At 58.8% G+C, this 13572-nt stretch carries 12 protein-coding genes and 1 riboswitch; of the genes, 7 read left to right on the top strand and 5 right to left on the bottom strand.

The annotated features are described in order from the left end of the window. Positions 1-10: 10 nt before the first annotated feature. Both C9411_RS23350 and argH read left to right on the top strand, forming a co-directional pair. Positions 11-1231, top strand: a complete 1221-nt coding sequence (locus C9411_RS23350) for an argininosuccinate synthase (RefSeq protein ID WP_107228023.1) — start codon at positions 11-13, stop codon at positions 1229-1231. A gap of 68 nt (positions 1232-1299) precedes the next feature. After that, on the top strand, positions 1300-2673 hold the full coding sequence (gene argH / locus C9411_RS23345; protein ID WP_063991334.1) for an argininosuccinate lyase: 1374 nt from the start codon (positions 1300-1302) through the stop codon (positions 2671-2673). 36 nt (positions 2674-2709) lie between these two features. Here the strand turns inward: argH and C9411_RS23340 are convergent, their stop codons facing one another. The 3 genes from C9411_RS23340 to C9411_RS23330 form a co-directional block, all read right to left on the bottom strand. Next, positions 2710-3036, bottom strand: coding sequence for a type II toxin-antitoxin system HicB family antitoxin (locus tag C9411_RS23340; protein WP_107228022.1), 327 nt, complete (start codon positions 3034-3036; stop codon positions 2710-2712). Between the two features lie 181 nt (positions 3037-3217). Next, positions 3218-4666 carry a dihydrolipoyl dehydrogenase gene (locus C9411_RS23335; protein WP_107228021.1) on the bottom strand — a complete coding sequence of 483 codons (1449 nt, stop codon included), beginning with the start codon at positions 4664-4666 and terminating at the stop codon, positions 3218-3220. A 72-nt stretch (positions 4667-4738) separates the two neighbouring features. Beyond that, a complete protein-coding gene (locus C9411_RS23330; protein ID WP_019452251.1) occupies positions 4739-5470 on the bottom strand; it encodes a glutathione peroxidase in 732 nt (243 codons plus the stop codon). A gap of 151 nt (positions 5471-5621) precedes the next feature. Between C9411_RS23330 and oxyR the strand changes: the two genes are divergently transcribed. Then, on the top strand, positions 5622-6539 hold the full coding sequence (gene oxyR, locus C9411_RS23325) for a DNA-binding transcriptional regulator OxyR (RefSeq protein ID WP_033636422.1): 918 nt from the start codon (positions 5622-5624) through the stop codon (positions 6537-6539). On the opposite strand, the gene sthA is transcribed toward oxyR, so the two are convergent. After that, positions 6522-7919 carry a Si-specific NAD(P)(+) transhydrogenase gene (gene sthA / locus C9411_RS23320; protein ID WP_107228020.1) on the bottom strand — a complete coding sequence of 466 codons (1398 nt, stop codon included), beginning with the start codon at positions 7917-7919 and terminating at the stop codon, positions 6522-6524. The two genes, oxyR and sthA, sit on opposite strands and share 18 nt — an antisense overlap. A gap of 218 nt (positions 7920-8137) precedes the next feature. Between sthA and fabR the strand changes: the two genes are divergently transcribed. Beyond that, positions 8138-8770 (top strand): HTH-type transcriptional repressor FabR, encoded by a 633-nt coding sequence (gene fabR / locus C9411_RS23315; protein WP_004931044.1) that lies wholly within the window; start codon positions 8138-8140, stop codon positions 8768-8770. Positions 8771-8785: 15 nt separating this feature from the next. Then, positions 8786-9157 carry a YijD family membrane protein gene (locus C9411_RS23310; protein WP_049201879.1) on the top strand — a complete coding sequence of 124 codons (372 nt, stop codon included), beginning with the start codon at positions 8786-8788 and terminating at the stop codon, positions 9155-9157. 34 nt (positions 9158-9191) lie between these two features. Here the strand turns inward: C9411_RS23310 and trmA are convergent, their stop codons facing one another. Then, on the bottom strand, positions 9192-10295 hold the full coding sequence (gene trmA / locus C9411_RS23305; protein WP_107228019.1) for a tRNA (uridine(54)-C5)-methyltransferase TrmA: 1104 nt from the start codon (positions 10293-10295) through the stop codon (positions 9192-9194). A 122-nt stretch (positions 10296-10417) separates the two neighbouring features. Further along, positions 10418-10631: riboswitch (cobalamin riboswitch) on the top strand. Positions 10632-10699: 68 nt separating this feature from the next. Here trmA and btuB point away from each other — a divergent pair. Together btuB and murI are read left to right on the top strand one after the other, a co-directional pair. Beyond that, positions 10700-12592 carry a TonB-dependent vitamin B12 receptor BtuB gene (btuB, locus tag C9411_RS23300; RefSeq protein ID WP_107228018.1) on the top strand — a complete coding sequence of 631 codons (1893 nt, stop codon included), beginning with the start codon at positions 10700-10702 and terminating at the stop codon, positions 12590-12592. Next, a complete protein-coding gene (gene murI / locus C9411_RS23295) occupies positions 12537-13400 on the top strand; it encodes a glutamate racemase (protein ID WP_107228017.1) in 864 nt (287 codons plus the stop codon). Before btuB ends, murI begins: the two co-directional genes overlap by 56 nt. Positions 13401-13572 lie beyond the last annotated feature (172 nt).

Here is a 13572-nt window from a genome sequence, read left to right as displayed (position 1 = left end):
GGAATAGATCATGCAAAACCAAGGCATCAAAAAAATCGTTCTGGCGTACTCCGGCGGCTTGGATACCTCGGCCATCATTCCATGGCTGAAAGAGAACTACGGCGGCTGTGAAGTGGTGGCGTTCGTGGCGGACATCGGCCAGGAGCGCAGCGATCTGGAAGGCGTGGAGCAAAAAGCCCTGCAGTCCGGTGCCTCTGAATGTCACGTGGTCGATCTGCGTGAAGAATTTATCCGCGATTACGTTTATCCGGTGCTGCAGACCGGCGCCCTGTACGAAGGCAGCTACCTGCTGGGCACGTCGATGGCGCGGCCGATCATCGCCAAGGCGCAGGTCGAGCTGGCGTTGAAAGTGGGCGCCGACGCGCTGTGCCACGGTGCGACTGGCAAAGGCAACGATCAGGTGCGTTTCGAGACCACCTACACCGCGCTGGCGCCGCAGCTGAAGGTGGTGGCGCCGTGGCGTGAGTGGAACTTGCGTTCCCGTGAAGCGCTGCTGGATTACCTGAAAGAGCGCAACATCCCGACCACCGCATCGCTGGAAAAAATCTACAGCCGCGATGAGAACGCCTGGCACATCTCGACCGAAGGCGGCGTGCTGGAAAGTCCGTGGAATGCGCCGAACAAAGATTGCTGGGTGTGGACCGTCGATCCGCAGGAAGCGCCGGACCAGCCTGAGCAGGTGACCGTTACCGTTGAGAAAGGCCGCGTCGTGGCGGTTAACGGTAAAGTGCTGTCGCCGTACCAGTGCCTTGAAACCCTGAACGCGCTGGGTGCCAAGCACGGCGTCGGCCGTATCGACATCGTGGAAAACCGCCTGGTGGGCATCAAATCCCGTGGCTGCTATGAGACCCCGGGGGGCACCATCATGGTGGCGGCGCTGCGCGCCGTCGAGCAGCTGGTGTTGGATCGCGACAGCTTCAAATGGCGCGAGCAGCTGGGCCTGGAGATGTCCTATGTGGTGTACGACGGCCGCTGGTTCGCGCCGCTGCGCCGCTCGCTGCAGGCTTCCGCCGAAGCGCTGGCTGAAGAGGTGAACGGCGAAGTCGTGCTGCAGCTGTACAAAGGCCAGGTGACGGCGACCCAGAAGAAATCGGCCAACAGCCTGTACTCCGAAGAGTTCGCCACCTTCGGCGAAGATGAAGTTTACGATCACAGCCACGCGGGCGGCTTTATCCGTCTGTTCTCTCTGTCTTCACGCATCCGCGCGTTGAACGAGAAAAAGAATAAATAATCGATTGGCGTGACTCTGCAAGGGCGCAGCATGCTGCGCCCTTTCGCATAAAAATTCAGGAGTAAGATATGGCACTTTGGGGCGGACGGTTCACTCAGGCGGCGGATCAGCGGTTCAAGCAACTTAACGATTCGCTGCGGTTCGATTATCGCCTGGCGGAGCAGGATATCGAGGGCTCGGTGGCCTGGTCTAAGGCGCTGGTGACCGTTAACGTGTTGACGGCAACGGAGCAACAGCAGCTGGAACAGGCGCTGGATGCGCTACTGGCGGAAGTTCAGGCCGATCCTTTGGCGATCGTCCAAAGCGATGCCGAAGACATCCACAGCTGGGTGGAGCAGAAGCTGATCGAGAAGGTCGGCGATTTGGGCAAGAAGCTGCACACCGGCCGCAGCCGCAACGATCAGGTCGCGACCGATCTGAAGCTGTGGTGCAAACAGCAGATCGGCGATCTGCATCAGGCAATCGTCCAGCTGCAGCAGGCGCTGGTGGAAACCGCCGAAGCCAACCAGGATGCGGTGATGCCGGGGTATACCCACCTGCAACGCGCGCAGCCGGTGACTTTCGCGCACTGGTGCCTGGCCTATGTCGAGATGCTGGCGCGCGATGAGAGCCGTCTGCAGGATACCCTGAAACGGCTGGACGTCAGCCCGCTGGGCAGCGGCGCGCTGGCCGGCACCGCTTATCCTATCGATCGCGAGCAGCTGGCCGGCTGGCTGGGCTTCGCCTCGGCGACCCGCAACAGCCTGGACAGCGTATCCGATCGCGATCACGTGCTGGAGCTGCTGTCCAATGCCGCCATCAGCATGGTACACCTGTCGCGCTTCGCCGAAGATCTGATCTTCTTCAACAGCGGCGAAGCGGCGTTTGTCGAGCTGTCCGACCGCGTGACCTCCGGCTCTTCGCTGATGCCGCAGAAGAAAAACCCGGACGCGCTGGAGCTGATCCGCGGTAAGTGCGGCCGCGTACAGGGCGCGCTGACCGGCATGATGATGACGCTGAAAGGCCTGCCGCTGGCGTACAACAAAGACATGCAGGAAGACAAAGAAGGGCTGTTCGACGCGCTCGACACCTGGATGGACTGCCTGCAAATGGCGGCGCTAGTGCTGGACGGCATTCAGGTGAAACGCCCGCGCTGCCAGGAAGCGGCGGAGCAGGGCTATGCCAATGCCACCGAGCTGGCGGATTACCTGGTCGCCAAGGGCGTGCCGTTCCGCGAAGCGCACCATATCGTCGGCGAGGCGGTGGTAGAGGCGATTCGCCAGGGTAAACCGCTGGAAGCGCTGCCGCTGGCGGATTTGCAGCAGTTTAGCGCGACGATCGGTGACGACGTTTACCCGATCCTGGCGTTGCAATCCTGCCTGGACAAGCGTGCGGCCAAAGGCGGCGTCGCACCGCAGCAGGTGGCCGCGGCAATCGCCGCAGCGAAACAGCGTTTGGCCTGACGACGTCAAGGGCGGCCCGGCGCCGCCCTTGAACCTTTACCCCGCCAGGCGTGCGCACAGATAACGGTTCAGGCTCACGCCTTCCTCCATCGCGCCGATCGCCAGCCGCCGATGCTGTTCCGGCGTCATGCGCAACACCAGTTTTCCGCTGAAGTTTTTTTCCGCCAGCGCCTGCGGCGGCGTTTCGCCTTGCGCCAGCATGTCGGCGATTGTTTCGCTCACCACTTTTTCGATACCCTCCAGTGCGCCGGTACGCGTGGCGGCCAGCCAGGACAGCGAGGGGAATTCGGCGCACAGCCCGACATATTCACGATCTTCCGCTGACCAGGTGATGCGATAGGTATAGTGTTCACGCTTTTCCATGTTCTTCCTCCATTCTGGCTCCTTCCTTCATTTTAGTATCATTATTGGTATCAATTCAATGTCGAAGCATAAAAAATGAGTGCAGAAGGGCCGTGAGGCAAGAGGAGGAAGGAAAATGTGGAAAGTGTTGCGCAAAAAACCGGGCCTGAAGGCCCGGTGGGGTTGAACGGAGAATGAGAGGTTATTCGCCCGGACAGCGCTGGCAGCGCTCGATTTCGGTCACGCCGAGTTTGAGCTTCGCCTGCAGATCGCGCAGCGCGGTGCGCAAGCCTTCTTCAATCACCGGGTGATAGAACGGCATGTCCAGCATCTGATCGACGGTCATCTGCTGCTGGTGCGCCCAGGCCAGCAGGTGTGCGATGTGCTCGGCATCTGGGCCGATCATTTCCGCGCCGAGGAAACGGCCGGTGCCTTGCTCGCCGTAGACGTGCAGAATGCCCTTGTTGCGCAGCATCACCCGCGAGCGGCCCTGATTCTCAAACGAGACGTTGCCCACTTCAAAGCAGCCGCAGGCGCTGAACTTCTCGCTCAGCTCGCGGAAGGTTGAGCCGACCATGGCGATCTGCGGATCGGAGAACACCACCGAAATCGCGCTGCGGCGCAGGCCCGGATTGATCTCTGGGAAGCTGCCGGCGTTGGCGCCGGCGATGCGCGCCTGATCGCTGGCCTCATGCAGCAGCGGCAGCTGGTTGCTGGCGTCGCCGGCGATGAAAATATGCGGCACGCTGGTTTGCATCGTCAGGCGGTCGGCCAGCGGCACGCCTCGGGCGTCGAGCTGCAGGCCGGTGTTGTCGAGACCCAGCCGATCGACGTTGGGGCGGCGGCCGGTGGCGGCCAGCACGTAGTCCACCAGGATCTCCTGCGGTTGGCCCTGCAAATCCTGATAGCGGATAAACACCTTGTCGCCTTCGCGCTGCATCATCTCTACCTTCACGTCGGCGTCGAGGTAGAACTCTTCCCCCAGCGCTTTGGCGGCGTAATCGCGCACGGCGCTGTCGGTCAGCGGCCCAACCGCGCCGCCGATGCCGAAGACCTTGGTGTCGACGCCGAGGCGGTGTAGCGCTTGCCCCAGCTCCAGCCCGATGACGCCGGGGCCGAATACCGCGACGGACTGTGGCAAATCATCCCAATTGAACAGATCGTCGTTGACGATCAGACGATCGCCCAGTTCGTTCCACGGCGCCGGCCAGCTGGGGCGAGAACCGGTGGCGATCACGATGCGCTGCGCCACGATGCGCGTATGCTCATCGACCTGCAGCGTGTTGTCGTCGATAAACCGGGCATAGCCCTGAATTTTGTCGCCGGCCGGGATCTCGTCCATGCCTTCCAGCACGAAGCCGACGAAGCGATCGCGTTCGCGCTTGACGCGCGCCATCACTTCGCGCCCGTCGATGCGGGTTTTACCGGTTGGGTGCACGCCAAAGCCCGGCGCGCGTTCGATTTGATGCACCGCTTCGGCAGCGGCGATCAGCAACTTGGATGGCATACAGCCAACGCGCGCGCAGGTGGTGCCGTAAGGCCCGCCTTCGATCATCACCACGCTGGGGGTAGACAGTTTGGCCGCGCGATAGGCGCCGAGCCCTGCGGTGCCGCCGCCGATGACCGCGACATCAACGTTCAACAGTTTCATATCCGCTCCTGAAAGGTAAAAAAAGGGCGGGCCGTAGCCCGCCAAAGTTCACGTTGGCTTTGTTATTACTTATTAAGCTGACAGGAAAGTTTCCAGATCGTCGCTGCCACCGATGTGACGGCCGCCGATGAACACTTGCGGTACCGTGGCGCGGCCGCTGACGGCGCGCAGGCTGACGGTGGTGGCGTCTTTGCCCAGTACGATCTCTTCATACTGAATGCCGCGCTCTTGCAGCATCTGCTTGGCTTTGGCGCAGAATGGGCAGCCCGGCTTGGTGAACAGGGAGACCGATTCCTGCACTTTGAATTCCGGCGCCAGGTATTTCAGCATGGTGTCGGCGTCGGACACTTCAAACGGGTCGCCCGGCTTGTTCGGCTCGACGAACATTTTCTCGACCACGCCGTCGCGCACCAGCATCGAGTAGCGCCATGAACGTGGGCCAAAGCCCAGATCCGCTTTCTCGACCAGCATGTTCATGCCTTTGGTGAATTCACCGTTGCCGTCCGGCACGAAGGTGATGTTTTCCGCATGCTGATCGGCCTTCCAGGCGTTCATCACGAAGGTGTCGTTCACCGAGACGCACAGAATGCCGTCGACGCCGTGCTGCTTGAATACGCTGGACAGCTCGTTGTAGCGCGGCAGATGGCTCGAAGAACAGGTTGGCGTAAACGCGCCCGGCAACGAGAACACGATAACGGTTTTGTTTTTGAACAGGTCATCAGTGGTCACATCAATCCATTGGTCGCCCTGACGGGTGTGGAAAGTAACCTGAGGAACTTTCTTGCCTTCTTGACTGGTAAACATTGATTAACCCCTTAATTAGGAAAAGTAATTTTTAGCATTTAGCGCGATATCGCTTCGTTGGGACACATTATTGTCGCTGGGGCTTGATAGATCTAATCGCTCATTGCTATCTTATCTATCGCCATGAGCTATCATGGAATGGAGGGAAACAATGAATATTCGTGATTTAGAGTATCTGGTCGCCTTGGCCGAGCACCGGCACTTCCGCCGTGCGGCCGATTCATGCCATGTGAGCCAGCCCACGCTGAGCGGGCAGATCCGCAAGCTGGAAGACGAGTTGGGCGTCATGCTGCTCGAGCGCACCAGCCGCAAGGTGCTGTTCACCCAGGCGGGTCTGCTGCTGGTGGAGCAGGCGCGTACCGTGCTGCGCGAAGTGAAAGTATTGAAGGAGATGGCCAGCCAGCAGGGCGAAGCCATGTCCGGGCCGCTGCACATCGGCCTGATCCCGACCGTGGGGCCTTATCTGCTGCCGCAGATCATCCCGACGCTGCACAAAACCTTCCCGAAACTGGAAATGTACCTGCACGAAGCGCAAACCCAGCAACTGCTGGCGCAACTCGACAGCGGCAAATTGGACTGCGCCATTCTGGCCTTGGTGAAGGAAACCGAGGCATTTATCGAAGTGCCTTTGTTCGATGAACCGATGAAGCTGGCGGTGTATTCCGATCACCCGTGGGCGCAGCGCGAGCGCGTGGCGATGCCGGATTTGGCGGGAGAGAAGCTGCTGATGCTGGAGGATGGCCACTGTCTGCGCGATCAGGCGATGGGCTTCTGCTTCCAGGCGGGCGCGGACGAAGATACTCACTTCCGCGCCACCAGTCTGGAAACGCTGCGCAATATGGTCGCGGCCGGCAGCGGCATTACCCTGCTGCCGTCACTGGCGGTGCCGCCGCAGCGCGAACGCGACGGCGTCTGCTATCTGGATTGCTACAAGCCGGAGCCGAAGCGCACCATCGCGTTGGTGTATCGCCCCGGTTCCCCACTGCGCAGCCGTTATGAACAGTTGGCCGAAGCGATCCGCGAGCACATGCAGGGTTACATCGACAACGCGTTAAAACAGGCGGTTTAAGCCGTTAAGCGCCGCCACCCGGTAGGCTTCGGCCATGGTCGGATAGTTGAAGGTCGTATTAACGAAATACTCGATAGTATTGCCTTCACCTTTCTGTTCCATGATCGCCTGTCCGATGTGGATGATCTCCGCCGCACGCTCGCCGAAGCAGTGGATCCCGAGGATCTGCAGGGTGTCGCGATGGAACAGGATCTTCAGGCTGCCGACGTTCATCCCGGCGATCTGCGCACGCGCCAGATGTTTGAACTGGGCGCGGCCCACTTCATACGGCACCTTCATCGCCGTCAGTTCCTGTTCGGTTTTGCCGACGGAGCTGATTTCCGGAATGGTGTAGATGCCGGTCGGGATATCTTCGATTAAGTGACCGCTGGCTTCGCCGGAAGCGATCGCCTGCGCGGCGATGCGGCCCTGATCGTAGGCGGCGGAAGCCAGGCTCGGATAGCCGATCACGTCACCGACCGCGTAGATGTGCGACAGCGCGCTTTGGTACATGCTGTTCACCTTCAGCAGCCCGCGGCTGTCCGATTCCAGGCCGACGTTTTCCAAGCCCAGCGAGTCGGTGTTGCCGGTACGGCCGTTGGCGTACAGCAGGCAGTCCGCTTTCACCTTCTTGCCGGACTTCAGGTGCACGATCACGCCGTCTTCGGTGCCTTCAATCTTCTCGAACTCCTCGTTGTGGCGGATCACCACGCCGTTGTTCCAGAAGTGGTAAGAGAGCGAATCCGACATCTCCTGATCGAGGAACGCCAGCAGGCGATCGCGGGTGTTGATCAGATCCACCTTGACGTTCAGGCCGCGGAAGATAGACGCATACTCGCAGCCGATCACCCCGGCGCCGTAAATGATCACGTGGCGCGGTTCATGACTCAGCTCGAGAATGGAGTCGCTGTCGTAGATGCGCGGGTGATTGAAATCGACGCTGGCCGGATGGTAAGGGCGCGAGCCGCAGGCGATCACGATGTGGTCGGCGCGGATGGTGTCCTGGGTGCCGTCCATATAGCTGACGCTAACGGTGTTGGCGTCGATGAAGCGCGCGTCGCCGGCGAACAGTTTGCACTGGTTCCGCTCATAGAAGCCTTGGCGCATGCGGGTCTGCTGGCTGATGACGTTATCGGCGTGGCGTAAAATGTCAGGGAAGGTCGCGCTGAGCGTGCGCGAGTTGTTGTAAAGCGGGTTCTGGTTGAATTCGATAATGCGGCTGACGGCGTGGCGGAGGGCTTTGGAAGGGATGGTGCCCCAGTGGGTACATCCGCCGCCTACGTTGTTGTACCGTTCGATAACGGCCACGCGGGCGCCCTGTTTCACCAGCCCCATGGCGGCACCTTCACCACCAGGGCCCGAGCCAATCACAATGGCATCAAATTGATAGTGCTGTTGCATGTAGGAGAGACCTGTTTTTTTATACAAGATTACAACGGTATCTTAACATCATAGCGCTGCTCACCCAATCACCATTAGGCTTTTTGAGGCAAAGCACAATCGGCTCAGGGCGGAAGTGTGATAGAGCGCGTTAGTATAAATGCTGTTGCAATAAAATTTGCTATATTGCCGAGTCTAGGGCGTTAGACTGAGAGAATGGAACCTATCCGGATATGCATATGGGCGTCAGAGCACAACAAAAAGAACGGACTCGTCGTTCCCTGATCGAAGCCGCATTCAGCCAGCTGAGCGCCGAACGCAGCTTCGCCAGCCTGAGCCTGCGGGAAGTTTCACGCGAGGCGGGCATCGCGCCCACGTCGTTTTACCGCCATTTCCGCGATGTGGATGAGCTGGGGCTGACCATGGTGGACGAAAGCGGCCTGATGCTGCGTCAGTTGATGCGCCAGGCGCGCCAACGCATCGCCAAGGGTGGCAGCGTGATCCGCACCTCGGTGTCCACCTTTATGGAATTTATCGGCAACAACCCGAATGCCTTCCGTCTGCTGTTGCGCGAGCGTTCCGGTACGTCGGCGGCATTCCGTGCGGCGGTGGCGCGCGAGATCCAGCATTTCATCGCCGAATTGGCGGACTACCTCGAGTTGGAAAACCACATGCCGCGCAGCTTTACCGAAGCGCAGGCGGAGGCGATGGTCACCATCGTGTTCAGCGCCGGCGCGGAAGCGCTGGATATCGACGTCGAGCAGCGGCAGCAGCTGGAAGAACGGCTGGTGCTGCAACTGCGGATGATCTCCAAAGGGGCGTATTACTGGTATCGCCGCGAACAAGAAAAAGCTTCTGTGTCCCACGTATAAAAAAGGTAAAAAGTGATGGAAAAACCAGGCCGTGAAAATGGCACCTTACTGCTGGCGTTGATTGCCGGCCTTTCGATCAACGGTTCCTTTGCCGCGCTGTTCAGCTCGGTGGTGCCGTTTTCGATCTTCCCGCTGATCGCATTGGTGCTGGCGGTGTACTGCCTGCATCAGCGTTACCTGAACCGCGCTATGCCGGACGGCATGCCGAAACTGGCGGCGGCCTGTTTCCTGCTGGGGCTGCTGATGTACAGCGCCATCGTGCGCGCCGAATACCCGCAGATCGGTTCCAACTTCCTGCCGTCGGTAATCTGCGTGGCGCTGGTGCTGTGGATCGGGGTCAAGCTGAAGGCGCGCAAGGCGCCGGATGCGCCGACTCAAGAGTCGTAATGAAACGGGGCGCCATGATGGCGCCCCTGTCGTATCAGCGGTGCTTTTCCAGCAGCACGCCGCATTCCATGTGATGGGTATACGGGAACTGATCGAACAGCGCCAGGCGGCTGACCCGGTGCGTGGTCTGCAGCGTTTCCAGATTGGCGCACAGCGTTTCCGGGTTGCATGAGATATACAGAATGCGCGGGTAAGCCTGCACCATCTTCACCGTTTCAGCGTCCAGCCCACTGCGCGGCGGATCGACGAAAATCGTCTCGCAGTTGTAGCCGCTCAGATCGATGCCTTTCAATCGGTTGAATTCGCGCACTCCGTTCATTGCCTGAGTGAAGTCTTCTGCCGCCATGCGGATGATCTGCACATTGTCGATATGGTTGGCAGCGATGTTGTATTGCGCCGCCGCCACCGACGGTTTGGCGATCTCGGTCGCCAGCACGCGCTCGAAATTGCGCGCCAGCGCCAGCGAGAAGTTGCCGTTGCCGCAATACAGCTCCAGCAAATCGCCTTTGGAACCGGCGGTCACCGCCAGCGCCCATTCCAGCATCTGCACGTTCATGGCCGCGTTGGGCTGAGTAAAGCTGTTCTCCACCTGGCGGTAGATCATGTCGCGGCCGGCGACCGGCAGCACTTCGTCAACATAATCCTGGTCGAGCATGATTTTGGTCTTCGACGCCCGGCCGATCAGCTGCAGATCGAAACCCTGAGCGCGCAGTTCGTCGCGCAGCTGCTCGGCGCGCCGTTGCCAAACGTCATCCAGCTTGCGGTGGTACAGCAGCGAGGCGATGATTTTGCCGCTTTGCGTCGACAGATAATCGATCTGGAACAGCTTGTGACGCAGGATCGGCTCCGGTTTCAGTGCGGCGATCAGGGCGCTCATCAGGCGGTTGATCAGTTCGCTGGCGGCAGGGAACCGATCGACGCGAATACGCTGCTTGGTCTGCTGATCGAACATGATGTGGTACATGTCGTCCGCGTCGTGCCAGATGCGGAATTCGGCGCGCATGCGGTAGTGGTCGACTGGCGAGCGGAACACTTCCGGCTCGGGCGCCGCGAACGGTGACATCAACGTCTTCAGGCGGGCGACTTTCTCCGCCAGTTGGTCATCGTAACGTTCAATAGGCAAATTCTCGGGCGTCATGTGTGTCTTCTCGTCAGGCAAATTTGATCAGCGGGGATTGTAGGGAATCAGCCCGTGAAGTCCAGTTTTGTCGCGTTTATTATTTGTAACATTAGTAGCAGTCTAGACATCTATTTTCATTGATCGTAGCATTGCCGTCCGGCCTCAAGCAGTGAGTGAAAAGGGAATCCGGTGTGAATCCGGAGCTGACGCGCAGCGGTAAGGGGAAGTCACGGCGATAGCGTTTCGACGCAGACACTGTCCACTGCAGGATGGGAAGTCATCGCCCGTTGCCGGTCGCGCCCCGCGGCCCGCAAATCCCAAGCCCGAAGACCTGCCGGTGTTACGTCGCAATGTCCGTGGCCGTCGCGAACTACCGGCCATGATCCTGCGGCATCCGCCAATTAAGTTTGGATGCTTTTCTCATGACAATTACAAAAAATACGCTGCTGGCGGTGGTCTCCTCCGTCACGGCTTTTTCTGGATGGGCGCAAGACAACACGACAGCCACGAATGGCGATAACCTGGTGGTGACCGCCAACCGCTTCCCGCAGCCGGTTTCTTCCGTGCTGGCGCCGACTTCCATCGTCACCCGCAACGATATCGATCGCTGGCAGGCCAAGAGCCTGACCGACGTGATGCGCCGCCTGCCGGGCGTGGATATTTCGCAGAATGGCGGCCTGGGGCAACAAAGTTCGCTGTTTATTCGCGGCACCAACTCCAGCCATGTGCTGGTGCTAATTGACGGCATTCGTCTTAATCAGGCGGGCGTCAGCGGCTCTTCCGATCTCAGCCAAATCCCGATTTCGCTGGTGCAGAAAGTCGAATACATTCGCGGCCCGCGTTCGGCGGTGTACGGCTCCGACGCCATCGGCGGCGTGGTCAACATCATCACCACCCGCGAAAAGAACGGCACTACGCTCTCCGCAGGCGTCGGTTCCAACGGCTATCAGTCCTATGACGCGTCGACCCAGCAACAGCTTGGCGACAGCACCGTGGCGACGGTGGCAGGGAATTACACCTATACCAAAGGATATAATGTAGTGGCTAATTTGCCGGACAGCTTCGGCAATCCGGCGCAGCCTGACCGCGACGGTTTCATGAGCAAATCTCTGTATGGCGGCATTGAGCACAAGTTCAATGAGGCGTTCAGCGGCTTTGTTCGTGGCTATGGTTATGACAATCGCACGGCTTATGACGGTAATTACAGTTATGCGGATCCGGCACATTTGGATGCGTTGCCCGACACTCGCCAACTCTATAGCCAAAGTTGGGATAGCGGTCTGCGCTATCAGGACGGCATCTATGCTGCGCAGTTGATCGCGAGCTATAGCCATACCAAAGACTATAACTATGATCCCAAATACGGCCCTTATTCTGCATCTGCAACCCTGGATGATTCCACGCAATACAATGTGCAGTGGGGCAATACGTTCCAGGTTGCTCAAGGCCATATCAGTACGGGTGTCGATTGGCAGAATCAAAAAATCGAGCCGGGTACGGCTTACATCACTGATAGCAAGAGCCAACGTAATACCGGGCTTTATCTGACGGCGCAGCAACAAGTGGATGCCTTTACTTTGGAAGGTGCGGTGCGCGGTGACGATAACTCGCAGTTTGGTTGGCATGGTACTTGGCAAACCAGCGTGGCTTGGGAGTTTGTTGAGGGCTATCGTGCCATCGCGTCTTATGGTACTGCGTTTAAAGCGCCGAATTTGGGGCAACAGTACGGCAGCTTTGGCGGCAACCCAGATTTGAAACCGGAAGAAAGCAAACAGTGGGAAGGGGGATTTGAGGGGCTGACCGGCCCGGTTACCTGGCGCGTCACCGGTTATCGCAATGATATAGATAATCTGATCAGCTATGCATCAAGCGGTTCAGGTTCTGCCTATTACAATGTTAATCAGGCAAGGATTAAAGGTATTGAAGCGACGGCGTCTTTTGATACCGGCCCGTTGACGCACCAGATTGGCTATGACTATGTCGATCCTCGCAACGCCAAGACCAACGAAGTGCTGCTGCGCCGTGCCAAACAGCAGGTGAAATATGAGCTGGACTGGCAGTTGTATGACTTTGACTGGGCGGTAACCTACCAGTATCTGGGAGAGCGCTACGACGGTGATTACAGCGGCTACACTACGCGTACGGTTAAACTTGGCGGCGTGAGCCTGTGGGATCTCGCAGTTTCGTATCCGGTCACATCTCATCTGACAGTTCGTGGTAGAATTGCCAACCTGTTTGATAAAGATTATGAGACGGCCTATGGCTACGCTACTCCAGGAAGAGAATATTACCTCACTGGAAGCTATACCTTCTAACAGTACCGCCACACCTCGCCCGACGGTGCTGGTTTTCGATTCCGGCGTCGGCGGGCTGTCGGTATATCAGGAGATTCGGCAGTTGCTGCCGGATCTCCACTATATATACGCTTTCGACAACGTGGCGTTCCCCTACGGCGAGAAGTCCGAAGAGTTTATCGTTGAGCGCGTACTGGAGATTGTCGGCGCGGTGCAGCAGCGGCATCCTCTGGCGATTGTCGTCATTGCCTGCAACACCGCCAGCACCGTTTCCTTGCCGGCCCTGCGCGAGCGTTTCAGTTTCCCGGTCGTGGGCGTGGTGCCCGCCATCAAGCCTGCCGCCCGTCTTACCGTCAACGGCATTGTCGGCCTGTTGGCGACCCGCGGCACCGTACAGCGCAGCTACACCCACGAACTGATTTCCCGTTTTGCTACCGACTGCAAGATTGAACTGCTGGGCTCTTCAGAGCTGGTGGAGCTGGCGGAGGCCAAGCTGCACGGCGAAGCCGTGCCGTTGCCGGTGCTGAAGAAGATCCTGCATCCGTGGCTGAGCATGCGCGAGCCGCCGGATACCGTCGTGCTGGGCTGTACCCATTTCCCTCTATTAGCTGAAGAGCTGATGCAGGTGTTGCCGGAAGGCACCCGGCTGGTGGATTCCGGCGCAGCGATTGCCCGTCGTACCGCCTGGCTCATCTCGACGCAGGAAAATCTGGTCTCAAGCCAGGAAGAGAATCTGGCGTATTGCATGGCGTTAAATGAAGATACTGACGCTTTATTACCCGTTTTGCAGGGCTACGGCTTTAAATCGTTGAAAAAACTGCCACTTTAACGGTGTTTTGGTCAAACATTCAACGGTCGGAAAAAATATTGAAAATAGGGGTTGCGGCCCGCCGAGAACTCCCTATAATGCGCCTCCACTGACCGGGAACAACGACTGACAAGCCGCCGGGTCAGCGAGAAGAAAGCGAAATAAACGCTTGACTCTCCGGGTGAAAAGCGTA

The organism is Serratia sp. Nf2 (assembly GCF_003028435.1).
In the GTDB taxonomy this organism is placed as follows: Bacteria; Pseudomonadota; Gammaproteobacteria; order Enterobacterales; family Enterobacteriaceae; genus Serratia; species Serratia marcescens_L.
This window is presented reverse-complemented; position numbering and strand designations above follow the sequence as displayed.

Bases quoted from the DNA above. Each gene is read 5' to 3' on its own strand.
- fabR (WP_004931044.1), top strand. From the start codon at position 8,138: ATGGGCGTCAGAGCACAACAAAAAGAACGGACTCGTCGTTCCCTGATC.
- C9411_RS23340 (WP_107228022.1), bottom strand. From the start codon at position 3,036: ATGGAAAAGCGTGAACACTATACCTATCGCATCACCTGGTCAGCGGAA.
- argH (WP_063991334.1), top strand. From the start codon at position 1,300: ATGGCACTTTGGGGCGGACGGTTCACTCAGGCGGCGGATCAGCGGTTC.
- C9411_RS23310 (WP_049201879.1), top strand. From the start codon at position 8,786: ATGGAAAAACCAGGCCGTGAAAATGGCACCTTACTGCTGGCGTTGATT.
- C9411_RS23335 (WP_107228021.1), bottom strand. From the start codon at position 4,666: ATGAAACTGTTGAACGTTGATGTCGCGGTCATCGGCGGCGGCACCGCA.
- trmA (WP_107228019.1), bottom strand. From the start codon at position 10,295: ATGACGCCCGAGAATTTGCCTATTGAACGTTACGATGACCAACTGGCG.
- btuB (WP_107228018.1), top strand. From the start codon at position 10,700: ATGACAATTACAAAAAATACGCTGCTGGCGGTGGTCTCCTCCGTCACG.
- C9411_RS23330 (WP_019452251.1), bottom strand. From the start codon at position 5,470: ATGTTTACCAGTCAAGAAGGCAAGAAAGTTCCTCAGGTTACTTTCCAC.
- murI (WP_107228017.1), top strand. From the start codon at position 12,537: ATGGCTACGCTACTCCAGGAAGAGAATATTACCTCACTGGAAGCTATA.
- oxyR (WP_033636422.1), top strand. From the start codon at position 5,622: ATGAATATTCGTGATTTAGAGTATCTGGTCGCCTTGGCCGAGCACCGG.
- sthA (WP_107228020.1), bottom strand. From the start codon at position 7,919: ATGCAACAGCACTATCAATTTGATGCCATTGTGATTGGCTCGGGCCCT.
- C9411_RS23350 (WP_107228023.1), top strand. From the start codon at position 11: ATGCAAAACCAAGGCATCAAAAAAATCGTTCTGGCGTACTCCGGCGGC.